The sequence below is a fragment of the Planococcus halocryophilus genome, from assembly GCF_001687585.2.
Classification (GTDB): domain Bacteria; phylum Bacillota; class Bacilli; order Bacillales_A; family Planococcaceae; genus Planococcus; species Planococcus halocryophilus.
The window spans coordinates 1,407,422-1,432,201 of the sequence record NZ_CP016537.2 but is presented as its reverse complement, the minus strand read 5'-3'; the positions used below and the strand labels follow the sequence as shown (position 1 = coordinate 1,432,201).

The 24,780-nt window shown below is 42.0% G+C and carries 25 protein-coding genes and 2 other annotated features (1 of these 27 running past the window's edge); of the genes, 2 read left to right on the top strand and 23 right to left on the bottom strand.

The genetic code is table 11. From position 1 onward, the window contains the following. Positions 1-138: a binding site (T-box leader), on the bottom strand; it reaches 101 nt to the left of the window's first position. 112 nt (positions 139-250) lie between these two features. Continuing rightward, entirely contained in the window at positions 251-1,822 is a 1,572-nt protein-coding gene (locus BBI08_RS07180) for an N-acetylmuramoyl-L-alanine amidase family protein (RefSeq protein ID WP_008498948.1), read from the top strand. Positions 1,823-2,175: 353 nt separating this feature from the next. Here BBI08_RS07180 and dtd read toward each other — a convergent pair whose 3' ends face one another. The 13 genes from dtd to ruvA all read right to left on the bottom strand — a co-directional run bounded on the left by dtd (position 2,176) and on the right by ruvA (position 17,018). Continuing rightward, positions 2,176-2,616 (bottom strand): D-aminoacyl-tRNA deacylase, encoded by a 441-nt coding sequence (gene dtd, locus BBI08_RS07170; protein ID WP_008498947.1) that lies wholly within the window; start codon positions 2,614-2,616, stop codon positions 2,176-2,178. Between the two features lie 9 nt (positions 2,617-2,625). Continuing rightward, a complete protein-coding gene (locus tag BBI08_RS07165; RefSeq protein WP_065527905.1) occupies positions 2,626-4,818 on the bottom strand; it encodes a RelA/SpoT family protein in 2,193 nt (730 codons plus the stop codon). Positions 4,819-4,990: 172 nt separating this feature from the next. Then, entirely contained in the window at positions 4,991-6,547 is a 1,557-nt protein-coding gene (locus tag BBI08_RS07160; protein ID WP_008498945.1) for a glycosyl hydrolase family 28-related protein, read from the bottom strand. A gap of 89 nt (positions 6,548-6,636) precedes the next feature. Continuing rightward, entirely contained in the window at positions 6,637-7,149 is a 513-nt protein-coding gene (locus BBI08_RS07155) for an adenine phosphoribosyltransferase (protein ID WP_008498944.1), read from the bottom strand. Further along, the gene (gene recJ, locus BBI08_RS07150) at positions 7,140-9,482 is read right to left on the bottom strand and encodes a single-stranded-DNA-specific exonuclease RecJ (RefSeq protein ID WP_008498943.1); all 2,343 of its coding nucleotides are present in this window, start codon (positions 9,480-9,482) and stop codon (positions 7,140-7,142) included. The genes BBI08_RS07155 and recJ overlap by 10 nt, the downstream gene beginning before the upstream one ends. Before the next feature lie 84 nt (positions 9,483-9,566). Continuing rightward, positions 9,567-9,944 carry a LapA family protein gene (locus BBI08_RS07145; RefSeq protein WP_008498942.1) on the bottom strand — a complete coding sequence of 126 codons (378 nt, stop codon included), beginning with the start codon at positions 9,942-9,944 and terminating at the stop codon, positions 9,567-9,569. Between the two features lie 75 nt (positions 9,945-10,019). Further along, a complete protein-coding gene (gene secDF / locus BBI08_RS07140; protein ID WP_065527904.1) occupies positions 10,020-12,296 on the bottom strand; it encodes a protein translocase subunit SecDF in 2,277 nt (758 codons plus the stop codon). Between the two features lie 145 nt (positions 12,297-12,441). After that, positions 12,442-12,753, bottom strand: a complete 312-nt coding sequence (locus tag BBI08_RS07135; protein WP_065527903.1) for a post-transcriptional regulator — start codon at positions 12,751-12,753, stop codon at positions 12,442-12,444. A 118-nt stretch (positions 12,754-12,871) separates the two neighbouring features. Continuing rightward, a complete protein-coding gene (yajC, locus tag BBI08_RS07130) occupies positions 12,872-13,147 on the bottom strand; it encodes a preprotein translocase subunit YajC (RefSeq protein WP_008498940.1) in 276 nt (91 codons plus the stop codon). 42 nt (positions 13,148-13,189) lie between these two features. Next, entirely contained in the window at positions 13,190-14,332 is a 1,143-nt protein-coding gene (tgt, locus tag BBI08_RS07125; protein WP_008498939.1) for a tRNA guanosine(34) transglycosylase Tgt, read from the bottom strand. Then, positions 14,329-15,408 carry a tRNA preQ1(34) S-adenosylmethionine ribosyltransferase-isomerase QueA gene (gene queA, locus BBI08_RS07120; RefSeq protein WP_008498938.1) on the bottom strand — a complete coding sequence of 360 codons (1,080 nt, stop codon included), beginning with the start codon at positions 15,406-15,408 and terminating at the stop codon, positions 14,329-14,331. The genes tgt and queA overlap by 4 nt, the downstream gene beginning before the upstream one ends. Continuing rightward, positions 15,405-16,403, bottom strand: coding sequence for a Holliday junction branch migration DNA helicase RuvB (gene ruvB / locus BBI08_RS07115; RefSeq protein WP_008498937.1), 999 nt, complete (start codon positions 16,401-16,403; stop codon positions 15,405-15,407). The genes queA and ruvB overlap by 4 nt, the downstream gene beginning before the upstream one ends. 18 nt (positions 16,404-16,421) lie before the next feature. Continuing rightward, positions 16,422-17,018, bottom strand: coding sequence for a Holliday junction branch migration protein RuvA (gene ruvA, locus BBI08_RS07110; protein ID WP_008498935.1), 597 nt, complete (start codon positions 17,016-17,018; stop codon positions 16,422-16,424). A 125-nt stretch (positions 17,019-17,143) separates the two neighbouring features. On the opposite strand from ruvA, the gene BBI08_RS07105 reads away from it, so the two are divergent. Beyond that, positions 17,144-17,677, top strand: coding sequence for a transcription repressor NadR (locus tag BBI08_RS07105; RefSeq protein WP_008498934.1), 534 nt, complete (start codon positions 17,144-17,146; stop codon positions 17,675-17,677). A gap of 51 nt (positions 17,678-17,728) precedes the next feature. Here BBI08_RS07105 and pheA read toward each other — a convergent pair whose 3' ends face one another. The 10 genes from pheA to minC form a co-directional block, all read right to left on the bottom strand. Continuing rightward, on the bottom strand, positions 17,729-18,595 hold the full coding sequence (gene pheA, locus BBI08_RS07100; RefSeq protein ID WP_008498933.1) for a prephenate dehydratase: 867 nt from the start codon (positions 18,593-18,595) through the stop codon (positions 17,729-17,731). A gap of 15 nt (positions 18,596-18,610) precedes the next feature. Further along, entirely contained in the window at positions 18,611-19,063 is a 453-nt protein-coding gene (locus tag BBI08_RS07095) for an ACT domain-containing protein (protein ID WP_008431510.1), read from the bottom strand. Positions 19,064-19,079: 16 nt separating this feature from the next. After that, entirely contained in the window at positions 19,080-20,369 is a 1,290-nt protein-coding gene (gene obgE, locus BBI08_RS07090; RefSeq protein ID WP_008498932.1) for a GTPase ObgE, read from the bottom strand. Between the two features lies 1 nt (position 20,370). Beyond that, positions 20,371-20,886 (bottom strand): Spo0B domain-containing protein, encoded by a 516-nt coding sequence (locus BBI08_RS07085; protein WP_008498931.1) that lies wholly within the window; start codon positions 20,884-20,886, stop codon positions 20,371-20,373. Positions 20,887-21,032: 146 nt separating this feature from the next. Further along, entirely contained in the window at positions 21,033-21,323 is a 291-nt protein-coding gene (rpmA, locus tag BBI08_RS07080; protein WP_008498930.1) for a 50S ribosomal protein L27, read from the bottom strand. 13 nt (positions 21,324-21,336) lie between these two features. Further along, the gene (locus BBI08_RS07075; protein WP_008498929.1) at positions 21,337-21,666 is read right to left on the bottom strand and encodes a ribosomal-processing cysteine protease Prp; all 330 of its coding nucleotides are present in this window, start codon (positions 21,664-21,666) and stop codon (positions 21,337-21,339) included. A 2-nt stretch (positions 21,667-21,668) separates the two neighbouring features. Beyond that, complete coding sequence (gene rplU / locus BBI08_RS07070) at positions 21,669-21,977, bottom strand: 50S ribosomal protein L21 (RefSeq protein WP_008498928.1); 309 nt, start codon at positions 21,975-21,977, stop codon at positions 21,669-21,671. A 13-nt stretch (positions 21,978-21,990) separates the two neighbouring features. Then, positions 21,991-22,072: a sequence feature (ribosomal protein L21 leader region), on the bottom strand. A 220-nt stretch (positions 22,073-22,292) separates the two neighbouring features. Beyond that, complete coding sequence (locus BBI08_RS07065; protein ID WP_008498927.1) at positions 22,293-23,231, bottom strand: nuclease-related domain-containing protein; 939 nt, start codon at positions 23,229-23,231, stop codon at positions 22,293-22,295. A 60-nt stretch (positions 23,232-23,291) separates the two neighbouring features. After that, a complete protein-coding gene (gene minD / locus BBI08_RS07060) occupies positions 23,292-24,092 on the bottom strand; it encodes a septum site-determining protein MinD (RefSeq protein ID WP_008431499.1) in 801 nt (266 codons plus the stop codon). Between the two features lies 1 nt (position 24,093). Next, the gene (gene minC, locus BBI08_RS07055) at positions 24,094-24,765 is read right to left on the bottom strand and encodes a septum site-determining protein MinC (protein WP_156874341.1); all 672 of its coding nucleotides are present in this window, start codon (positions 24,763-24,765) and stop codon (positions 24,094-24,096) included. Positions 24,766-24,780 lie beyond the last annotated feature (15 nt).

Here is a 24,780-nt window from a genome sequence, read left to right as displayed (position 1 = left end):
ATAAGCGGTATACGCCTTTCAGAAAAAAGCCTCAAAAGTGTTATTCATCGCAGGTGTCTGTAGGAAAGTTTACAGCCCGAGACTTCCCCTCTCTTTTCAGCCAATTCATGCAATTACTTTCTTCATCGTCAGCAAATATATAAGTATAATAAATCAATCTTAATAACTCCCTGAGAGCTTGTCAACCTTTTTGACACAAGCGCGTTGTTTTTTGATACTATTGAAGAGAAGTTTCTATAGGGGGTATGGCATGAAACACAAAGGGTTAATTGCAATTATTTCATTTATTTTAATTATAGCTGCCACCTTTCCGTTGTTAGATAAAAATCACGTCTTCGCCGACACCGGCACCGTGGAAATTACCGGCACAACGGTCAATGTTCGGTCAGGTCCTGGACTTTCTTATAGCGTGACTGGTGACTTGGAACAAGGGCAAACGGCATCTGTCGTATCTAAACAAGGCGAGTGGTTGGAAGTCCGAGTTGACGGGCAAGAAGGCTGGATTGCTTCGTGGCTAACGACTACAAGTGGCGATGCAGGAAAAACAGCTGGACAAACCGCCGTTTCTTCAGTTAACGGCTTAAACGTTCGTTCACAACCCGATTTATCGGCTGCCGTTTTAACGAAAATGAACGCAGGCGACCGAGCGGAAGTCGTAAGTACAGCAGGCGAATGGATTGAAATCAACTTCCGCAATTCGCGCGGGTTTGTTTCAAAACAATACATTAGTTTTGCTGAAGAGACTGAAGAGACCGTAGCACCTGTTGAAACAGAGTCAACAGAAGAAGAGAAAAAAACAGCTATTTCTAAAGTCTCCTCTTTTGAAGTAGTGGTAAATGCATTAAATGTTCGCTCAAAACCTGACTTGAGCTCAAAAATTCAAGATACTGTGCAAAAAGGTCAAGTCTTTCCAGTCTTATCAATGGCAGGTAATTGGGTTGAAATCAAATTAGCTAAAGACAAAATTGGCTGGGTTTATGCGTTTCATGGACAATTGTCTGATCAAACGGTTGAGACAGTCCAAAGTGACTTAAATGAATCGGTCGTCATTTTGACAGATGGTACAAACTTACGTAATGCAGCGACCACATCTTCTGAAGTAGCTAGTCGCGCGAATGCAGGTGATAAATTAGCCGTACTTGCAAAACAAGATGATTGGTATCAAGTGTCATTGCCAGATGGCAAAACCGCGTTTGTCGCAGAATGGGTTGTTTCGACTGAAGAAGCATTTGCTAAACAACAAAGCGAAACGACCGTCCGCAAAAAAGGCACATTAAACGGTCTAACTATCGTCCTCGATCCAGGTCATGGTGGCAATGACGGTGGCACAGTAGGCGTTCGCAAAACACAAGAAAAAGAACTGACTTTAAAAACAGCTGAAATTTTGTCTCATCATTTAAATGCTGCCGGCGCTGAAGTTGTCATGACGCGTCAATCTGACACTTATGTCGACCTTCGCACACGCGTTTCTGGTAGTCATCAAGCTGGAGCAGATGCCTTTATCAGCATTCATTACGATGCTACCGATGACAGCAGCATTTCCGGATTTACTTCTTATTACCAACACGACTTCCAAAAAGAATTAGCCGAGCACCTCAATTCAGAGCTTGGCAAAAAGCTGACTTTAAAAGACCGTGGTGTTCAACACGGCAATTACTTGGTCCTTCGCGAGAACAAGCAACCCGCTGTTCTGGTTGAACTTGGCTTCTTGAGCAATTTTAATGAAGAACGCGTCTTAACAAGCAAGCAATTCCGCGAACAAGCAGCGCTCGGCCTTTATACGGGCATCATCAATTATTTTGATGCTAAATTAGCCGAATAAACATGTGGCACGGAGGAAGATTCCTCCGTGCTTTTTTTGTGGTTTTTGGCGACCGCGCGTATTTCTCGCGAACGTGCGTATTTCTCGTGCACCGTGCGTATTCCTTCTCCAACCGTGCGTATTTCTCGCGGAAAGCGCGTATCCCATCTCCAACCGCGCGTATTTCTCGCGGAAAGCGCGTATCCCATCTCCAACCGCGCGTATTTCTCGCGGAAAGCGCGTATCCCATCTCCAACCGCGCGTATTTCTCGCGGAAAGCGCGTATCCCATCTCCAACCGCGCATATCCTCTCTCCATAACAAACAAAAAAAGAAGCACAAGGCAAACTCACCTTGTACTTCTCTCCAAATATGCTATTTTGACTCCAACATAATTGTCACTGGGCCGTCATTGACTAACTGAACATCCATCATGGCACCAAAAACGCCAGTTTCGACAACTAGTCCATGACTTTCAAGCGCTCTGTTAAACTCCTGCCAAAGCGGTTCGGCTACTTCCGGACGAGCCGCTGCGACAAAGCTTGGGCGTCGTCCTTTTTTAGTGTCACCGTATAATGTGAATTGGGAAATTGATAAGATTTCGCCGCCATTTTCGAGAATAGACCGATTCATTTTGCCTTCTTCGTCTTCAAACAAACGAAGTTGTGCAATTTTCCCAGCCAAATAGTCAGCATCTTTTTCTGTATCTTCATGAGTGATGCCAACAAGCAAGACGTAACCTGAGCGAATCGCACCGGTCTTCTCACCGTCAACTGTCACTGATGCTTGTTTAGAGCGTTGCAAGATTACTCTCATGTTGCCTCCTTAATTCGTTACGCGCTGGACTGAATAAACGTCCGGAATTGATTTAATTTTTTCAGTGACTCGATTCAAATGTGAGATATGCCCGATTAAAATCGATAAGTTGATGGTAGCAATTTTATCTTTATCTGCTCGTCCACTAACTGCCGTAATTGTTGTCTTCGCTTCACTAACCACGTGCATCACTTCATTGATCAAACCAGTTCGGTCATACGCCTGAACTTCTATATCTACTTGATAAGATTTATTGTCCGGTGTGCCTTCATTTTCCCACTCAACAGGAATGAGTCGATCGTTTTCACCCGAGTGGATGTTTGGACAATCGGTGCGGTGAACAGAAACGCCGCGACCTTTTGTAATAAACCCGATAATGTTATCTCCTGGTACCGGATTACAACATTTTGACAGACGAATCATCATATTGTCGATTCCTCTTACAATGACGCCTGATTCCGTTTGCTTTCTCGGCGTGTTGGATTTCATTTCAACAGTGATTTTTTCTATCGCTTCTTCTTGCTCACGCTTTTTACGCATTTTTTCAGCCAAACGGTTTACGACTTGTTGTGCAGTAATGCCGTTAAAGCCAACTGCCGCGTACATATCGTCTTCGCCCGCAAAGTTAAATTTCTCGCAAACTCGTTTAATATTTTCGTTTGTTAATACTTCTTTCAGCGGGAATTCTTGTGCTTTAATTTCTTTTTCGATCAGTTCTCGACCTTTTTGCACATTGTCTTCACGCAATTGTTTTTTGAAAAATTGCTTGATCTTGTTTTTGGTTTGCGTTGACTTAGCAATTTTCAACCAATCTCGACTTGGTCCGAAAGACTGCTTAGAAGTTAAAATTTCTACAATGTCTCCAGTATGCAATTCGGTATCGAGCGGTACCATTTTTCCATTTATTTTCGCGCCGATGGTTTTATTGCCAATTTCCGAGTGAACTCGGTAAGCGAAATCAATTGGACAAGAACCTGCAGGCATTTCTATAACATCGCCTTTAGGTGAAAAAACATAAACCATGTCTGAAAACAAATCGTACTTTAAAGATTCCATGAACTCTTCCGCATTGTCAGACTCGTTTTGGAAATCAAGGATTTCACGGAACCACGACAAACGAGAATCGACCGAACTTTTTGGTTTGTCGATTATTTTGCCTTCTTTATAGGCCCAGTGTGCAGCAACTCCGTATTCGGCAATGCGATGCATTTCCTCTGTACGAATTTGCACTTCTAGCGGATCGCCTTGTGGTCCGATAACGGTTGTATGAAGCGATTGATATAAATTTTGTTTTGGCATTGCAATATAATCTTTAAAACGACCCGGCATCGGTTTCCATGTTGAATGAATAATCCCGAGCACAGCGTAGCAATCTTTAATGCTTTCTACCGTAATACGAACGGCCAACAAATCATAAATTTCATTGAATTGTTTGTTTTGAATCGCCATTTTACGATAAATGCTGTAAATATGTTTTGGCCGCCCAAATAGATCCGCTTTAATATCGACTTCGTCGAGTTGTACGCGAACCTCTCCCATGACCTTATTTAAATAATCTTCCCGCTCGGTCCGTTTCTTTTTCATCAAATTGACGATACGGTAATATTGTTGCGGATTTAAATAACGCAACGCTGTATCTTCTAATTCCCATTTAATGGTATTTATTCCAAGGCGGTGCGCAATCGGGGCAAAAATCTCCAGTGTTTCATTAGCTTTGATGCGTTGCTTTTCGACAGTCTGGTATTTAAGTGTACGAAGATTGTGCAGTCGATCAGCGAGTTTGATCAAGATGACACGTATATCTTGTGCCATAGCAACAAACATTTTCCGATGATTTTCCGCCTGTTGTTCTTCTTTTGATAAATATTTAATCTTGCTCAACTTGGTTACACCATCAACCAACATTGCTACTTCTTCATCGAAATCATGGACGATGTCTTCACGGCTGACTTCTGTGTCCTCAACTACATCATGCAAAAAGCCTGCTGCCACTGTGGCAGGATCCATTTGTAAATCTGCTAAGATGCCTGCTACTTGAACCGGATGCACAATATATGGTTCTCCCGATTTACGGAATTGTCCCATATGGGCATCATACGCAACTTGATATGCCTTCTTAATCGTTTGTACATGATCGGCATTCATATAAGACGCAACCATTTCGAATACATCTTCAGCTGTTCTCACTTGATCTTTAGACATAATTGCCCACCTTGTTTTCATTTTTTCCAAAAGTATATCTATCTATTATAAAAAGGAATGTAGTCAAATGTAAAGCTTTGATAGCCATTTAACGAGACTTTAATGTAATTTTCGTCAAATTTCGACAAACAATCAAAAGTTAGCTCTTTATACCTTGCATATTAGCGATTGATTAAAGAAACAGATTACTTCGTTTTCGAATTTCTTCTAAATGAACTAAACCGCTCTCTTCTCCCACCAGTACCGCTTCTTTTGCCGAGGCAATGCTTAGAAGATTTTTTACACGTACACTGTTTGCACTTTGTTCGCCACCAGCTATGGACACATCAGCATTTGCAGTCGTAAAGTTTTCAATAACGCCATTGGTCAATGAAACACATGTAGCTCGGTACTGAATAGCGACAGCGGGCTTGTTTTTGTAGTCATAATTTGGATCCCCACTAAATAAAAAGCGGTTAATGGCCACATTACGATAACCTGACACCACTAAACAGCGAGGCGATGAGGATTTGTACAGTGCTGTTTCAGTGGGTTCGATTGATACTAGCTTTTGAGCGCGAATATTAAAGGCTGATAACGATTGTGGATCATCTTTTTTATGATGACCGATGTGACGGAAATTAAATGAGCGATTGTCATGTACCGATAAATGTCCTGATATATGGACACCTGTTGCTGCAGAAGAATCCTCATGGGCTTTTATTTCCACACCACCAAAGCAACGTGCACTGGAGTTATTGACAAGCCAAACATGTCTGGAGCCATCGTCCACTTCAAATCCATTCGAATTAGAAAACCCTTTTTTATGAGCTCGACCACTCGGGTCACTAAAATGAGAATTTGACACGAAAATATAATCGCTATGATGCGTCGTCACTCCGTCGTCACCAAATCCTGAACCACTCACGCCATCAAGCCAAACAAATTGGCTACCGTTTTTTCCTCGCAAACCATCGCCTGCGTAATTATAAAGCGGCGCAGTAATATCAAAACAGTGCAACCCAGGATTGAGTCCTTCCACATCTTTTACCCACCCATACGTAAGATTTGAGTAAGTTAAACAACTAGAGTAATTATTACCTGTACTTGTTTTCTCAATATCACCAAGACGCTCAACATGCCAGTCCAATGTCAAATGCTCGACAGAAATATTCCGGTTACCTTTTATGTAATTGCGGTTGGTCAGTAACCGTGCCCTGCGCGGTGCATCTGGATGAAGCTTTATAATAGTCTTACCTTTTCCGGCACCAATGAGTCGTGTCCATGACGGGATACGCAGTCCTTTGACTATATAAACGCCTGCTGGAACTTTTACTTCCACCGCTCCATTGCCAAATGCTCTATAAAATGCAGCTGTGCTATCGGTCATTCCATCTCCCATTGCACCGAAATCGGTAACAGTAACGCGATCTGTAATGGTCGACTCCAGCTTTCGGTATTCTTGGTCTAGCCGTTCTTTCCATGACGGAAAAAGCTCGTTTCCCGAAACAACGCTGTTGAAATGATGTTCGTCTTCTATCGTAAATGTCTCTGAAAATAAAGACCAAATTCGTTGCACCATTGTTTTTTTCTGCCGAGAATATTTACTTGTGGCAAAGTCTTTTTTAATGGCTTTAAAATATTTTTCTGTTTCGTAGGTTATTTCTTTTAGGGGTGTGCGATTGTCCAAAAATTGGTCAATCCATGCGGCATTTAAATGGGGATCGTGATTTTTTTCCAACTTCATCATCCAGACACCTCTCTTTTATCATCATTACAGTATCTATACCCTAGATTGTAGAAAAAAATCTCTTTACCAAAAGGCAAAGAGATTTCATATTAATATTGCATTAATGTCGTGACGTCATAGCCACCTAAGTTTTTGCGACCATCTAAGTAAGTCAATTCAATCAAAAATGCGCAGCCTACGACAATGCCGCCAAGCTGTTCTACCAAATTAATCGTAGCACCAATCGTACCACCCGTTGCAAGCAAATCATCCGTGATTAATACACGTTGACCGGGTTTGATGGCATCTTTATGCATCGTTAAAATGTCCGTTCCGTATTCAAGACCGTATTCGGCTTTGATCACTTCACGTGGCAATTTTCCTTCTTTACGAACTGGAGCAAAGCCAAGTTCAAGTGCATAAGCTACTGGGCAACCGATGATAAATCCGCGTGCTTCAGGTCCTACGATAACTTCAGCATTTACTGTTTTTGCGTATTCAACAATTTTGTCTGTTGCATACTTATAAGCAGTTCCGTTGTCCATCAACGATGTGATGTCTTTAAAACGAATTCCTGGTTTTGGCCAATCTTCAACAATGGTAATGTACTGTTTTAAATCCATATTTCTTCCTCCTTGGCAGATACTTTCGTATCGAACCACTCTTTTAAATCTTTAAAAGACGCATACAAAAGCTTTTGCTCCAAGGCAATCTGCTGCTCACGACGTTTATAAATCGGAGCTTCTGATAAATCCTGTTTGCTTGGCGATTGCGCAATCTCGGTAATACCATTGTTAAGTGTAACAAAACCAAGTTCAAAAAACACCTGCAGCATGAAAAATAATGAATCTCGTGTCCAACCTTTGTGTTTTGCTAACTCGTCACAATGTTTATTGAAATCAAATGACCCCCGCTTTTTAATAAAAGCGAATAACCACTTAAATTGTTCACGCGTCGGAATTTGCTCGAAATACTGAGAATCCTTGGCATGAAAATGCGCATAAATGCGTTTTGGTTTTAACTTCGATAACACTTCAGCCAATTGCTCTTCAGACTCTGGTAAGTCCAACAGCACTAAATGGTCTTTGCTATCTGGTAAAGCATTTAATTGAGCAACTGTAGAAATTGGCTGTGGCAAAAATGATTGAAATAATGCAGGTGTTTCTTCTTTAAAAGCTAAAAACACTTGGTTTTGTTGTGGGATCAATTTCGACCAACGAGATACTTGGCGAATGCCGCGAATATCGAATAATTGCCATTGGTCTGTACGAACATCTTCCACCATTAGTTGCGGCTTTTTGCGTCCGTTCCATTCATTCACTTGCAAATCACCAATCACATCAATTTTAACATCTGGTGTTAATTCATCTCCCACAGAACCGAGCCCAAAGCCAACTGCATCCAGCGTTGCAGCGTGTTGCGTCAATTCCATTTTCAAATGATTTGAAGCAGCGCCAATTTTACGAATAGACGACACGTGGACGCCTTCAAGATAAAACTTCGGTTTCGCAAAGCCCATACCAAACGGTGCAAGTGAGCGCATCGATTCAATCGCTGTAATGTCGATTTCGTCTAAACGAAGCGGAATGTCAATATCCACAACAGGCAGTAAATCATCTGCTGTTAAAGTTGTTTCTGCTTGCTTGATCAATCGCTCGCGCAACTCATCCACATCACTTGCTTCAAGAGTCATACCTGCTGCCATTGGATGTCCGCCAAAATGCGGTAAAATGTCTCTGTTTTTGGCTAATTCGTTATACAAATGAAAGCCATCGATGCTTCGAGCTGAACCTTTTGCTTTGCCGTTCTCTTGATTTAACGACAACACAATCGATGGGCGATAAAATTTCTCTGTCAGTTTTGATGCCACAATCCCAACTACGCCAGGATTCCAACCTTCTTGCGCGACAACGATAACGTGTGGTACTCCATCTGGATAACGCTGTTCCACTTGTTGCATCGCTTCTTCTGTTATTTGTTTCACAATTGCTTGGCGCTCTTTATTTAACACATCAAGCCCAGAAGCCAATGAACGTGCTTCTGCTGGGTCTTCTGTTAAGAACATTTGTACAGCTGGGTCTGCATCTTGCAGACGACCAATAGCATTAATACGCGGCCCAAACATAAAGCCAATTGTTTCTTCTGTTATGTCTTGTTGTTTGACGCCAGCTACTTCACAAAGAGCTCCAATCGCAGGACTCGGTGAATCAATTAATGCAGCCAATCCTTCTTTAACAAACAATCGGTTTTCTCCATGTAGCGGAACCAAATCGGCCACTGTACCAATCGCTGTCAACTCAATCAAATGATCTGGAATTTCTTCATATAGCGCATGTGCCATTTTAAACGCGACTCCGACTCCAGCCAGTTCGCCAAAAGGATAATGTCCTTCGGGATGACGCGGGTGAACAATCGCTAATGCATTTGGTAATTGGTCTCCAATATCATGGTGGTCACTGATGATAACATCCATTCCTAAGCCATTGGCAAAATCAACTTGCTCGATGCCTGAAATGCCGTTATCGACAGTGACGATTAGTTTTGTTCCGTTGTCAAAAGCTTGTTGGAACAATTCAGTATTGGGTCCATACCCATGTTTAAAACGATTCGGTATCATAAAGGACACATCGGCCCCTAAATCTTGCAACACAGTCATCATAACGGTTGTGCTCGTGACACCATCCGCATCGTAATCACCGTAAACCACAATTTTCTCTTGTTTGTCGATTGCTTCGCGAATACGCGTAACGGCAATGTCCATATCTTTCATCAAATAAGGATCATGCATACCGCTAACGTCCATTTTCATAAATGCGCGGGCTGCTTCAGCTGTGTTTAAACCACGCGTCACTAAAATTTTAGCTAGCACAGATGATATATTCAATTCGTTCTGGATGTCTTGGACTTGTTGTTCATCTGGCGTTGTTAAACGCCATCTTTTTTTAGATTCTATCATCGAATTCACTTCCTCACCGATTCATTATACAGTAAAAAATCACAGACAAAAACCTTTCGATGTCTCCATCGAAAGGTTCATTTTTTAGATTTCTTCTTTAGTTGTATTTTCGGTTGATTCTTGTGGTGGTTTTTCGCTTGTTACAATTTGAGCTTCCGGTTCTACGCCCGCTTTTTGGTAAGCAGCAATTTCGTTTTGTTGAGTCGCGATTAGCGTTTCTTTTACAGCAATTTCTTTTTGCAACGCTTTAACTTTACGTTGCATTTGGTAATTGCGCATAATCGCCAACACACTGCTGAGTAAAAATCCAAGAAGTGCAGAAGCTAAAATCACCAAGATTAACGGCCATTCGGCTTCTCCGAATACATAATTGACCGGTACTTCGTCAACGTTGACAACGGCAAATACGGCAATAATTACTGCAAAAACGAGTCCAATTAAAAGTAGCCATTGTAATTTCATTGTCATTTCTCCTTTCAATTAAAAAAATAGAACAGGGTCAATCTAACTATACCCTGTTCCATTTCTATTTCAAACTTAAACAACCGGCTCGTCAGAACCCCATTTGTTTTCTTGTTCTTTTTTCTCGATATCGATTGGACCTTTTTTATTCAACTCACCTTTTTTCAATATCAACCATAATTGAGCGGCGATAAAGATCGAAGAATACGTACCGGCGATTAAACCGATTAGTAAAGCAATCGAAAAGTTTGTGATTGATGGTGCACCAAAGATTAATAAAGCGATCACTACTAATAACACTGTCATCACTGTGTTAACCGAACGACCTAGCGTTTGTCGAAGTGATACGTTGACCACTTTTTCTAGTTGCTCGACAGTGTCAATTTTCTTCATGCGCTTCATGTTTTCACGAATTCGGTCAAACGTCACGATGGTATCATTAATCGAGTAACCGATAATCGTTAAGACAGCTGCGATAAAGGTAATGTCCACTTCAAGACGCAATAAACTGAAAGCTGCTACGATGAAGAATGCATCGTGAATTAATGCAACAATTGATGCGACACCCATTCGCCATTCAAAACGGAATGCAACATAGATGATAATACCAACAGCTGCGATAGATAATGCATACAATGCATTTTTCGCCAACTCTTGACCTACTGTCGGTGACACTGTTGACACGTTTGGTTCTGCACCAAACTCATCCATTGTTACAGCTTTTAAGTTATTAATTTCTTCTTGACTAAATTCTTCTGCAAAACGAGCAACACCGATATTGGAATCGTCACCTGAAATAACAATATCGTCTGTTTCAAATCCAGCACCATCTAAGAAAGTTTGTACTTCTTCTTTTGTTAACGCAGCTTCTGAAGCTATTTCCACACGCGTACCACTTGAGAAGTCGATTCCTAGATTTAGACGGAACACCCCAAGAACAGCCATCCCTGAAACGATCAACACAATCGAAGCTAAGAAAAACTTATTGCGATTACGTGCAAAATCAAAGCGATCAAAACGTGTAGATAGATCCGTAATTTCTAAACCTTCTTCTTTTGTATGAATGATTGATTTTTTTAATCCAAACATGCCAGGCTTGTAGTCGAGCAAACCACTGTTGACCCACAGGCCGAGCAGTAAACGCGACCCCCAAACAGCTGTTAAGAAACTGACTAAAATAGAGATAATAAGTAAAGTCGCAAAACCTTTAACAGAGCTAGTTCCATAATAGAACAACACCGCTGCTGCTAATAAAGTCGTAACGTTGGCATCAATTATCGCCGAGAATGATGAACGTGCACCTACTCGGAACGACTCTTTAATCGATTTCCCGGTACGCATTTCTTCACGAATACGTTCGTATGTGATGATATTGGCATCAACTGCCATCCCGACACCAAGCATAATTGCTGCAATACCTGGTAACGTCAACACGCCGCCAATCCATTCAAACACGAGCAGTATCAAGTAAACATAAGCTGATAGCGTAACAACTGCTACCATACCTGGTAAACGATAATACACGAGCATGAATAACAGCACTAGCGCAATACCAACTGCTGCTGCAACCATAGTTTGGTCAAGTGCTTGTTCACCAAACTGTGCACCCACAGAAGTCGAGTAAATTTCTTCTAAGCTAACCGGTAACGCACCGGCATTTAAAATACCCGCCAGATTTTGCGTTTCTTCTACTGTAAATGATCCTGAAATTTCAACAGATGGCGAAGAAATTCGCTGTTTCACACTCGGGGCTGAAACAAATTTCGGATCTGCTTTCAAACGCTCTTCTGCGTATGAATCGACACCTTCTTCAAAATCCAGCCAAATAACTAACACATTATTTGGTGACGCTGTTTGTGAAACTTGTTGTGTAATTTCAGCGAATTTACTTGGGTCATTTAATTCCAATGTCACGATTGGGTTGCCATTAGAATCGAAAGTTCCCGTAGCTCCGCCTTGTTTCAAGTCATTACCAGAAAGTAATAAATTGTCTTCAGCATCACGGAACGTTAAGTTCGCTTCAGTCGATAGCAATTCACGTGCAGAAGACTGATCTTCAACTCCTGCCAATTGAACGCGAATGCGGTCTTCTCCTTCAATTTGAATAACCGGTTCGCTGACACCTAGTACGTTAATTCGGTTCATTAACGCATTTGTCGTATCCGTCAGCACGTCTTGCGTAATTTCCTGGCCATCTTCAAGCGCTGATACTTCGTATAGCACTTCAAAACCACCTTGCAAATCCAACCCTAATTTAATGTCTTTTGCGATTGGTAAACTCGTGCTGCCAATAACTCCTATCAGTAAAACAACCAATAAGAAAAAGGCAATAATGCGACCTCTTGCTTTCATATGTAAATTTCCTCCTCGTCGTGAAAAACACAGCACTATCATTATGAAACAGCGGTAATGAGCTGTCAAATTCAACTCGGTGAATCGAGTGAAAAATGTGTGTTTTTAAAATCTAGTTGAGACCTGTCTACTTAATAAAAAATGTCTATTTATTTTTTTTAAGTGGCCGCAGCAAATGTTGAATATTTTCAAGCGTACTGTCATCATGCCATCGAGCTTTTTTTAACTCTTCAACTTGGTGGTAAGCTAAAAAGTCAGATGCCGTCATATCCATAATGTCGTTGATCATTTCATATAGGTGCATGGTGTTTATATCTTTTTTACGCCATTTTTTCTTTACACAAAACTCCCATAAGTCTTCTTCTGTAAAGGTATCATAATCGAAATGATGAAATTCACTGCGTTTACTTTCGAGCGCTGGCAAAACGAATTCAAATTGTTCCGGATAACTCGTCATGCGAATACTCCTTTCCGATATGTTGTATCTATTGTACCTCGTAACTGGAAAATTTAGAATAAGGACATTATTTATTCAATAAAAAAACGCCTTCTAAATCGAAGGCGCACTTTTGCATTTAGATTACTGCTTTTGCAGATTCCACTACGCGTGCGATTGCTTGACGCTCAAACTGCAAGCGCGTGCCATCAGCTACAGTGATGTAGATTGTTGCATCATCAACTGCATCCACTAGGCCGTGCAAACCACCGATTGTGACAATACGGTCGCCACGTCTTAGTTCTGTCTGCATGTTTTTAGTTGCTTTTTGACGCTTTTGGGCAGGACGGATGATGAAAAACCACATCAACAAGAACATTAATAGTAAAGGTGATAACGCAATTAACGTATCCATTATTCAATTTCCCCCTTTCACTTTCTCTATTCTTTTTCAAACTCAGAAATTTTTAGCATTGGGTTTATTGAAACCGTAAGCTTCAAAAAATTCTTCGCGGAAATCTCCCAGGCGGTCTTCACGAATAGCTTGACGCACCTGTCTCATTAAGTTTAACAGAAATTGCAGGTTATGATAACTAGTAAGTCGAATTCCGAAGGTTTCATCGGCACGAATTAAATGATGGACATATGCCCGCGAATAATTTGTACACGTGTAGCAATCACATTTCTCGTCGATTGGTCCAAAATCACGTTTAAATGCTGCGTTTTTAATGTTCAAACGCCCTGTGCTTGTCATCAATGTACCGTTACGGGCTATACGTGTTGGCAATACACAGTCGAACATATCAATGCCCCGAATTGCTCCGTCAATTAACGAATCTGGTGATCCCACACCCATCAAATAACGTGGTTTGTCCGCAGGCATTAACGGCGTCGTAAATTCTAACGCACGGTTCATAACGTCTTTTGGTTCACCCACTGATAATCCGCCAATTGCGTATCCTGGGAAATCAAGAGATACAAGATCTTGTGCACTTTGCTTACGCAAATCTTCAAATTCTCCACCTTGGATAATACCAAATAAACCTTGATCTTGCGGACGCTGATGCGCTTCTAGACAACGTTCTGCCCAACGTGAAGTTCGCTCAACACTCGATTTCATGTATTCATGCGTCGCTGGGAAAGGCGGACATTCATCAAACGCCATCATAATATCAGAACCCAAGTCGTTTTGAATATGCATCGCTTTTTCTGGGCTTAAAAATAATTTATCGCCGTTCATGTGGTTACGGAAATGAACGCCTTCTTCTTTAATATTACGGAATTCACTCAGTGAAAATACTTGGAAACCACCAGAATCTGTTAAAATCGGACGATCCCAGTTCATGAACTTATGCAATCCACCAGCTTCTTTAATCACATCATTACCTGGACGCAACCATAAATGATATGTGTTGCTCAAAATGATGCCTGCGTTCATTGCTTTTAATTCTTCTGGCGACATCGTTTTTACGGTAGCTTGCGTTCCGACTGGCATAAATGCCGGTGTTTCAAAAGAACCGTGTGGAGTGTGGACGATTCCTAGTCGTGCACCTGTTTGTTTACAGGTTTTAATGTGTTCGTACGTAACTGCTGCTGTCATTGGTGAGTCTCCTTTTTCTGTGGTTCAATAAACATCGCATCTCCAAAACTGAAGAAGCGGTAGCGTTCATCTACTGCTTGGTTATAGGCGTTTAAAATATGGTCTCGGCTTGATAAAGCACTAACCAGCATGACCAATGTGGATTTTGGCAAATGGAAATTGGTGATCAAGCCATCAACCGCTTTAAATTCATAGCCTGGGAAAATGAAAATATCTGTCCAACCACTATCTTCTTGTAATTCGCCGTCAAATTTTTGAGCAACAGACTCAAGCGTACGGGTCGAAGTTGTGCCAACAGACACAATTCGTCCACCTTTTCTTTTTGTTTCATTGATGAGTTCAGCCGTTTCTTTTGTAATTCGGTAAAATTCCGAATGCATTTCATGGTCTTCAATCGAATCAACCGACACTGGGCGGAATGTGCCGAGTCCCACGTGAAGCGTGATAAACGTGATATTAACGCCTTTGTTACGGATTTTTTCTAGCAATTCATCTGTGAAATGAAGTCCAGCAGTTGGCGCCGCTGCACTGCCACGTTCTTTAGCAAAAACCGTTTGGTAACGGTCTTGGTCTTCTAATTTTTCACGAATATACGGTGGCAATGGCATTTCGCCCAATTGATCCAAAATCTCGTAAAAAATACCGGCGTAAATCATTTTAAAATGACGGCCACCGTGATCGAGAATACCGGTACATTCTGCACGCAGTAAGCCTTCGCCAAATGACACGACCGTACCGATTTTTACTTTTTTCGCAGGTTTAACCAAAGTCTCCCACACATCATCTTCAATTTGCTTTAATAGCAGCAATTCAATGTTTGCGCCCGTATCTTCTTTGACACCCATTAAACGCGCAGGTAACACGCGCGTATCGTTTAATACGAGCGTATCTCCTTTATGCAAGTAATCGATTATATCGCGGAAATGACGGTGAGATGTCGCTCCTGATTCTTTATTCATAACCAAAAGCCGACTTGACGTGCGGTCAAGTAATGGCGTTTGCGCGATCAATTCTTCAGGTAAGTCAAAATCATAATCTTGTATGTTTAAGCTTGTTTTTACAGTTAGTTTTGTCATTCAGGCATCTCCATTTTAAAGTGTTCGTAGGCTAATTGTGTAACAGTACGACCTCTTGGTGTTCGTTGGATAAAACCAATTTGCAATAAGTAAGGTTCGTAAACATCTTCAATTGTTGTCGATTCTTCTCCAATACTTGCTGCTATGGTATCTAATCCAACCGGACCGCCGCGGAAACGTTCTATCATACCCGTTAATAATTTATGGTCAATGTGATCGAGTCCCAGTGGGTCAACTTGCAGCATTTCCAGTGCTTGCTCTGCCATGTCCATCGTAATGGTGCCGGTGCCGCGAACTTGTGCATAATCACGAACACGTTTTAGTAAACGGTTGGCAATACGCGGCGTACCACGAGAACGACGTGCAATTTCAATAGCGGCGTTTGGATCAATGTCTGCTTCGAATAATTTTGAAGAACGGATGACGATTTCTGTCAACGCTTCCGTGTCGTAATAGTCGAGTCGTGACAACACACCAAAACGGTCACGCAGCGGCGCCGATAAAGCACCAGCACGCGTTGTTGCGCCAATTAATGTAAATGGTGGCAAATCGAGTCTTACAGACCTCGCTGTCGGACCTTTACCGACGACAATATCCAAACAAAAATCTTCCATCGCCGGATAAAGCACTTCTTCAATTGCACGATTTAAACGATGAATTTCATCGATAAATAATACATCACCAGGTTCTAATGACGATACGATTGCGGCTAAATCACCCGGACGTTCAATTGCTGGTCCGCTGGTCATTTTAACGTTAACTTCCATTTCATTGGCGATAACAGCAGCCAACGTCGTCTTCCCGAGTCCAGGAGGCCCGTACAACAAGACATGGTCTAAACTTTCTTGACGCATTTTTGCCGCTTCGATGAAAATTTGCAAATTGTGTTTTACTTTATGTTGCCCAATATATTGAGACAACATTTGAGGTCGCAATGATTGTTCAAAACGATCATCAAATTCCGAAATTTCACTATCTATAATGCGGTCTTCCATGCCGTTCGCCTCCTTTCATCAGTTTTGTTTGAGTAATAACTGTAACGCTTTTTTCATAAATCCTTCTGTATCTAAATCCAAATCGCGCAATTGTGGTTTCACTTTATTGATTTCCCGTTCTGAATAACCGAGTGCACCAAGTGCTAGCATCGCTTCTTCAAGTTCTATACGGTCATGTGCTAACAAGCTATTCGTGTCTTCTGCTCCTAACGATTCGCCGAAAAACTCGGTAAGCTTGCCTTTTAAATCCAAAATCATTTGACGAGCTGTTTTCTTACCGACTCCTGGGAATTTCACCAAATATGATTCATCTTCTTGTTCGATCGCTTCAATAACATGTTGGGGTTGTCCACTCGCTAAAATGGCTAACGCACCTTTTGGACCGATGCCAGAAACCGAAATCAATTTGCGAAACAATTCTCGCTGCTCGAATGTTGGAAAGCCAAATAACAATTGAGCATCTTCTCGCACATGATGATGAAGAAATACTTGCAAATCTTCTGTACCAAATGAATACGGGTTTGGCGCAAAAATTTGCCAACCAATTCCTTGTTGCTCTATTACTAAATATTCAGGCGTTACGCGTGTCACCGTGCCTTTTATGTAATCGTACATGGACAGTCTCTCCTTTAATTCAACTTAACAATTATAGCATATCCCTGTGCTTTAGACGAAATAATCCCACTGTTGTTCGGCACATGATAAGATAGCTATAACGAGTCGATAAGTGGGGGATTTACATGAAAAAATTATTAGGTGAACAACGACGCCAGTTTCTACTAGAAAAAATCAAAACGTCAAATGAGCCAATAACCGGCAGTGATTTGGCCACTCTTGCCAATGTATCTCGTCAAGTGATTGTTGGAGATATGACTTTGTTAAAAGCAAAAGGCGAACAAATCATTGCAACCAGCCAAGGTTATTTGTATTTAGTTGATCGCACGACAGAAAAAGCGAGCCGACGCATCGCTTGTCGCCACCAAGCTGAAGATACTGAAAGCGAATTAAAACTATTAGTAGAAGCGGGTGTTACCGTTAAAGATGTGTCAATTGAGCATCCAGTCTACGGCGAATTAACAGCGGGTGTTCACGTATCAAACGTTCAAGAAGTTGAAGCTTTTATGAAACGCATCCGCGATACTGGCGCTAGTTATTTACTGGAGTTAACAGATGGTACACATCTTCACACCATCACCGCACCAGACACTGCGACACTTGATCAAGCTGTGAGCGCAATGCGTAAGAGCGGATTTTTATTGGAGGAAAGCGAATAAATTTCGAATAACAAAAGTCCCGCAGCGAAAAATGCTGCGGGACTTTTGCGTTTAATTTTTATAAGTGTAATACGAACCGAGCGTTTTCACCGTACAACCCAAAGCTGTTAGTTCTTCAAATGCACCACGCATCATCGCATCATTTTCATCTGCTAGTACATCCGCAATAAAGAAATAATCTCCAAGACCCGTTTTCAATGGCCGCGACTCGATTTTACTCAAATTCAAACGTCTCCATGCAAAAACCGACAAAATCTGGTGTAAAACACCTGAACGGTCATCTTCTGGCAAGGTCATCATTAATGTTGTTTTGATCTGATCCTCATGCTGCGGATTTTCTAGCTTATGGTTAGTTTTTGATAACACGAAAAAGCGTGTGTGGTTAAAATGGAAATCATGAATATCGCGCTGTAAAATATCCAGTCCGTATTTTTGGGCAGAGAATTCATTGCCAATTGCCGCAATATTACGCTCTGGCAATTCAGATACCATTTTAGCTGCAGCTGCTGTCGAACTATATTGCTCTAGTGGCGTACTTTTATATGTATAGTAAAGATATTTGTGGCATTGTGCCAATGCATGCGGATGCGAATAAATCGCTTCAAATGATTCCGCGTGACGGTTTTCCGGGTGCACCAATAAATGCTGCTCAATCGGTGATAATACTTCGGCTGTCACATACAATTGGGCTTCGTGGAATAAATAATCTACGGTTAATGGTACCGATCCTTCTAATGCATTTTCCAGTGGGACGACAGCGTAATCTACGCTGCCTTCTACCACTGCTTCTATGCATTCGGGAATGGTTGTAAATGGCACCAGGGTACTGTCAGGGAAAACTTTTGTTGCCGCAAGGTGTGTAAATGACGCTTCCGGCCCTAAATATGAGATTCGTTTACTTATAGCTTGTCCAGTCATTTAAACATTCCTCCATTAAGATGATCCGCTTGATACCACATCAGCCGACTCGACAAAATCGAGTTTTTTCAGCTGTTGCAAAAATACGTCCAAGTTCCCGTCCATCGCCGTAACATCCAAAGACAAAGTCACATTCGCCCGCCCTTGAATCGGAATGGTTTGATGGATGGTTAAAATATTACAGCCGTTTTCAGCGACTGTTTGCAGAAGTGTCGCAAGCGTTCCTGAGCGGTCTTCTAATTGTAAGAAAACCGTCAAGATCCGTTCTTTGACAATCGAATGGAACGGAAATACAGCGTCACGATATTTATAAAACGCAGAGCGCGAAAGACCTGTTTTGTTAACGGCATCCATAATCGAAATGCGGTCATTTTGCAGCATTCTTTTCACTTCAAGCGTTTTTTGCATCGCTTCTGTTAAAACGTCTTCACGCACTAAATAATAGCGTTGTTCCGAAATATCCTTCATTCAAGCTACCTCCGCATCAATCCATAAATTCGAATTCGAATTCAAGCAAGCGAACCGTGTCGCCATTTTCCGCTCCACGTTCACGAAGAGCATCATCAATCCCCATACCGCGCATTTGACGAGCAAAACGACGAATTGAGTCTTCATGAGAAAAGTCCGTCATCTTGAACATACGTTCAATCGCATAACCAGACAAGATAAATGCGCCATCAGGACCGCGTGTAATATCAAAGCCATCAGCATCAGTTTCGTGTTTGTACAATACTGTGCTTTCTGAATCAACTTCTTCATCGCCCATTAATGGGAATTCTGGAGTTACTTCAATGACATCAGCAATCGCGAACAACAAATTGTTTAATCCTTTACGTGACAATGCGGAGATCGGGAAAATACGTGCATCTTCCGGTAATTTTTCGCGGAATTTCGCTAAATTCTCTTCAGAATCCGGCATATCCATTTTGTTTGCCACTATCAATTGCGGACGTTCTGTTAAACGCATATTGTATTGTTTTAATTCTTCGTTGATTGTTAAATAATCTTCGTAAGGATCGCGTCCTTCAAGTCCAGACATATCAATTACGTGAATAATAACACGCGTGCGTTCAATATGGCGTAGGAATTGATGGCCAAGGCCGATTCCTTCGTGAGCGCCTTGGATTAATCCAGGAAGATCGGCCATAACAAAGCTGCGCTGGTCTTCTGTTTCAACCATGCCTAAGTTTGGAACGATCGTTGTGAAATGGTATTCAGCAATTTTCGGTTTAGCTGCAGAAACCACTGACAATAACGTCGATTTCCCGACACTTGGGAATCCGACAAGTCCAGCATCTGCCAATACTTTCAATTCCAAAATGACATTGCGCTCATAACCCGGTTCGCCTTTTTCAGAAAGCTCTGGAGCAGGGTTTGCCGGCGTTGCAAAACGTGAGTTTCCTCGTCCGCCGCGTCCACCTTTAGCGATAACCGCAGTTTGACCATGTTCAACTAAGTCAGCAATTGTTTCGCCTGTATCGACGTCTTTTACAACTGTGCCTGGTGGAACTTTGATCAATGTATCTTCTGCTTTGGCACCGTGTTGGTTTTTGCTCATGCCATGTGTTCCGCGATCTGCTTTAAAGATCCGTTTGTAACGGAAATCCATTAGCGTACGCAATCCTTCTTCAACGATAAAGACGATATTCCCGCCTTTACCACCATCTCCACCGGCTGGGCCGCCGTTTGGTACATATTTTTCGCGACGGAAAGCAACCATGCCATCTCCGCCGTCGCCACCTTTAACATAAACTTTTACGTGATCGACAAACATATTATCCCTCCATCTGTGCACGAACAGCAATCATTGTGCTGTCTTCGCTACACTCTTTTCGTACTGTGAATCCATCTGCTTCCACTATGTTCAAGTCCGGCCAACTCTCCGAACACTTGATATTTATTTCAAAAAACGCTGCATCGGATTTCAATAACATTTCACAATCAAACACTTGATAAGGACTCAGATGCTTTTTCGCTAATTCTACAAAATCATCTAAAAAACGTCGGAATTCGCCATCTAAATGTGCAGGAGCTGTAACAGCCTGACACTCTACGTGAAAATTAAATCCAGGAAAGCGCCAATTAACCGTTAACAACCATTCCTCTGTCAGCGGTAACCCGATGTCGGCTAGCCTGCTGGCATGCATAGACGCTTCGGCATACGAACGAATAAGCGCTTGCGCCTCTTGAAGACGACCAAGATCCAAATTCATTTTGATTAATTGAAGGTCATTTAAAAAATCATGGCGCGCATGCCGAAGCGATTGTGCCACTGTCATTGGTTTTTCCATAAGTCACGTCCCGATTCAGCTTCTTATTCCAGTATACCAATAATTCGCAGTAAATTCCTAAAATAATGCGTCTAACCTGTTTCGTGAATTGCGTCGATTATTATCAAAAGAAAAAGGACTGCGAAAGCAGCCCTTTTCGTTTTGTATTAAGCTTCTTGTGCAACTGGATATACGCTAACTTTTTTCTTATCGCGTCCGAAACGTTCAAAACGAACAACTCCGTCGATTTTAGCAAAAAGTGTATCGTCTCCGCCGCGTCCAACGTTCTCACCTGGATAAATTCTAGTACCGCGTTGACGGTATAAAATCGAACCACCAGTAACTTCTTGGCCGTCTGCACGTTTTGCGCCAAGGCGTTTAGATTCTGAGTCACGTCCGTTTCTCGTTGAACCTACACCTTTTTTAGATGCAAAAAACTGAAGATCTAATCTTAACATTCTGTCCCACCTCCTAAGCTGTGAAGGTTATTTTAATATATTCTTCATAGTCTTGTTCAATCGTTTTTAATGAAACAATCATAGAGCGCACTAGCAGTTGAACCTGCTCATCCGTCTTCTCATCCAAGTTATTCGGAAAACTGACTTTTAAAAAGCCGCTATTTGCTTGCTGAATGTCTGGTTCGATTCCCGTCAGCTCCATGATGGCATTCACCGCTCCAAAAGAGACAGCAGATGCTCCAGCACATACGAGGTCTTGCCCGTGTTCAGCGTAATCCGCATGACCTGACATTTCAAAGGACGAAATGCGATTTGATGCTTCTTTTACAGTTACAAGTATCATTCTTACAGGTTAATTGCATCGACAGTCAATTTCGTGTATGGCTGACGGTGACCTTTTTTTCTATGGTAGTTCTTTTTCGCTTTATAAGTGAAAACAGTGATCTTTTTAGCGCGGCCGCTTTTTACAACTTTAGCCGTAACAGTAGCTCCTTCAACAAAAGGAACACCCACTTTAGTATCATCTCCACCTACAAATAGAACTTTGTCGAAAGTGATAACATCACCAGCTTCTCCAGTTAATTTCTCAACATAGATTTCTTGGCCTGCTTCAACTTTGATTTGTTTTCCACCAGTTTCAATAATCGCGTACATATCCTTGCACCTCCTCTAGATTAAGACTCGCCTATTCAGGTGATCTGCCGAAGCATCTTCTTAAAATAACCTGATTCGAGCGGTTGCAGCAATGATATGCTACAAACATAACATTAGAATAATACCATGTGGCGACTAGTGGAGTCAATAGGGAATGTACTGTTTTGGGAAATTGATTGTGACGCGTGAGGTTTTGTTTGTGAGGTGCGGTTATGTGGGCGCAAGGTGCGGTCTTTGTTGTTTGAGGTGCGGATGTGGGGGCGTGAGGTGCGGTCCGTGTTTCTTGAGGTGCGCTTTTGCCCATTTAAGGTGCGGTCACCGATAAACGCGACTAAAATACTCACGTAACAGCTCTCGATTTTCAATAATTCGCCTTTTTCCACGCGTCTGGCTTTTCGGCGCTGACTTTTCAAGCAACCGATACAACACATATTTATTTTCAACTCCAAGTAGCCGGTATGCAAGTCGCGTGTCGAGATCCCTTCCAAACAACAAAGCATATTCTTGAAGCGTCACTTCGTGAGCATCTCGCGAATGAAAGCCGCAAGACTTGCAATGCCATTTTCGGTCTCGCCAGATAAGCGAACAAGTGCGACACGTTGGACAGGTCACACCGAGTCTTAAGGAATCTAACCCAATCTGGTGACGCGTAAGCCATGAATTACTAAAATTTTGCGGAGGTAACTTTTCTAACATGCTCGTTAGCTTTGCTACATCAAAAAGCTCGGATCTATTAGCCAACTTCTCCAAATGAAACGGCAAGTAGTCGAGTGAGACGACCGGATAAAGTTTTGGTGCTTCGACTACTTTTCCAGACCGACTCGTTAAAACTATGACGCCATGAACCGGAACACCTAAAAATCCACTAACCGCTTTTACCGCGCGATGCAATTGAGCTTCTGGGTTGCGCATGCCTTCTCTGCGTCCGTCGACAACTCGGTGAAACTGGAAATTGACCGAATCAAAATAAAATTCTCCAATCATGTTTTTTACTTCTAATACACATACACAATCTGCATGAATCAATAGCACATCAATTTGCACAGAGCCGTCTTTATAAGGAATATGGACATCGCTCAATACAACAACATCCCCCACTAAATCCAACTCTCTATTCAACAAAGCGGCCGTACGTTGTTCACCGCTCACTCCTGCTAAAGAATTTTTCAACTCGGATAAAACTGTATGTTTTGATTCGTGACTAGATTGTAATCGTTCTGCAGCAACCATTTGCACAAGTACAAAATCGTTCATTCCACACCTCCTAAAAGTTTTAAAAAAGCCTTCGCTATAATAGCGAAGGCTCCGTATATTTTATTTCGTAAAGACTGCTTTGATTTTAGTGAACAAGCTTGGCGGTGCTTTTTCCATGCTCATCAATGGAACCGATTCACCTAGCAAGCGGCGCGCAATATTGCGGTAGCCAAGTGCAGCGGTGTTCGACGGGTCCATAACGATCGGTTCACCTTTGTTTGAACTTGAAATGACGCGCTCGTCGTCTGCGATGATGCCCAGTAAATCGATCGACAAATGCGTCGTGATTTCGTTCACATCAAGCGCTTCTCCCGCTTTCATCAAATGCGGGCGGATGCGATTAATGATCAAACGTGGTGCATCGATGTTTTCTTCAAGTTCCAACAAACCGATAATGCGGTCAGCGTCGCGAACTGCTGAAATTTCAGGAGTTGTCACGACAATCGCGTGATCTGCTCCCGCTACAGCGTTTTTATAGCCTTGCTCGATGCCGGCTGGGCAATCGATAATGACGAAATCGTAGTCTTTTTTCAGTTCTGTCACAAGCTCTTTCATCTGTTCTGGATTGACATCATTTTTGTCGGCAGTTTGCGCTGCTGGCAATAAATAAAGCATATCATCAAAACGTTTGTCTTTCACAAGCGCTTGGTGAACTTTGCAACGACCTTCTAATACGTCAATCAAATCATAAATGATGCGATTTTCGAGTCCTAAAATAACGTCGAGGTTGCGCAATCCAATGTCAGTATCGATTAAACATACTTTTTTCCCTTGAAGGGCCAATGCAGTGCCGAGGTTGGCGGTTGTCGTCGTTTTACCGACGCCTCCCTTACCTGATGTAATTACGATAGCTTCTCCCACACTAGCTTCCTCCTTTAAACGTTGAAATTTGCGGACGGATAAACCGCAATTCCTGTAAACGGTCAATGATGATGGTGCCATTTTTATGTAAATATGCACATTCCATTTCCGGTTGTTCAGATAAACTAGACAATTCGTCTGTCATTGTTTCTAATTCGTCGTGAATTTTTAATTGTGTTGCTTCTAGCCATGATGCCGCAATGACTGCATCGCGATTGCCTTTTGTTCCGGCATGCGCTGCACCTTTTAAGCGACCTAGCACATAAACACTGCCGCCTGCTTCGACGCGACCATTCGGGTTGACATCACCAATAACGACCAAGTCGCCTTCAGCTTTGATCACTTGTCCAGATCTAACGATGCCGACATACGTTTCCGACTGGCTTTCAATGATCTTTTGTTCGCATTCTTCAACAGTTAAAATATCGCTCGTTGTTCCAACGACCTTTAAATGAGGGTTTGTCGCAACTACTTCGCTAAGTTCTTGAATTTGGCTATCCGTGCAATAACGTTTGTTTAAATGCACCATCACTTCGGTATCACTGTCTAGCGCAGGATCCGATACTTTCGCTTTTAACTCGGTCAACAACTCAGAATATGCACATTGATCATCGAGATACAGCACAAGTCCTTTATTTTTCCCTTTAATATTAACGAGATTCTTCAAAAAAATGTCACCTGCGCTTTC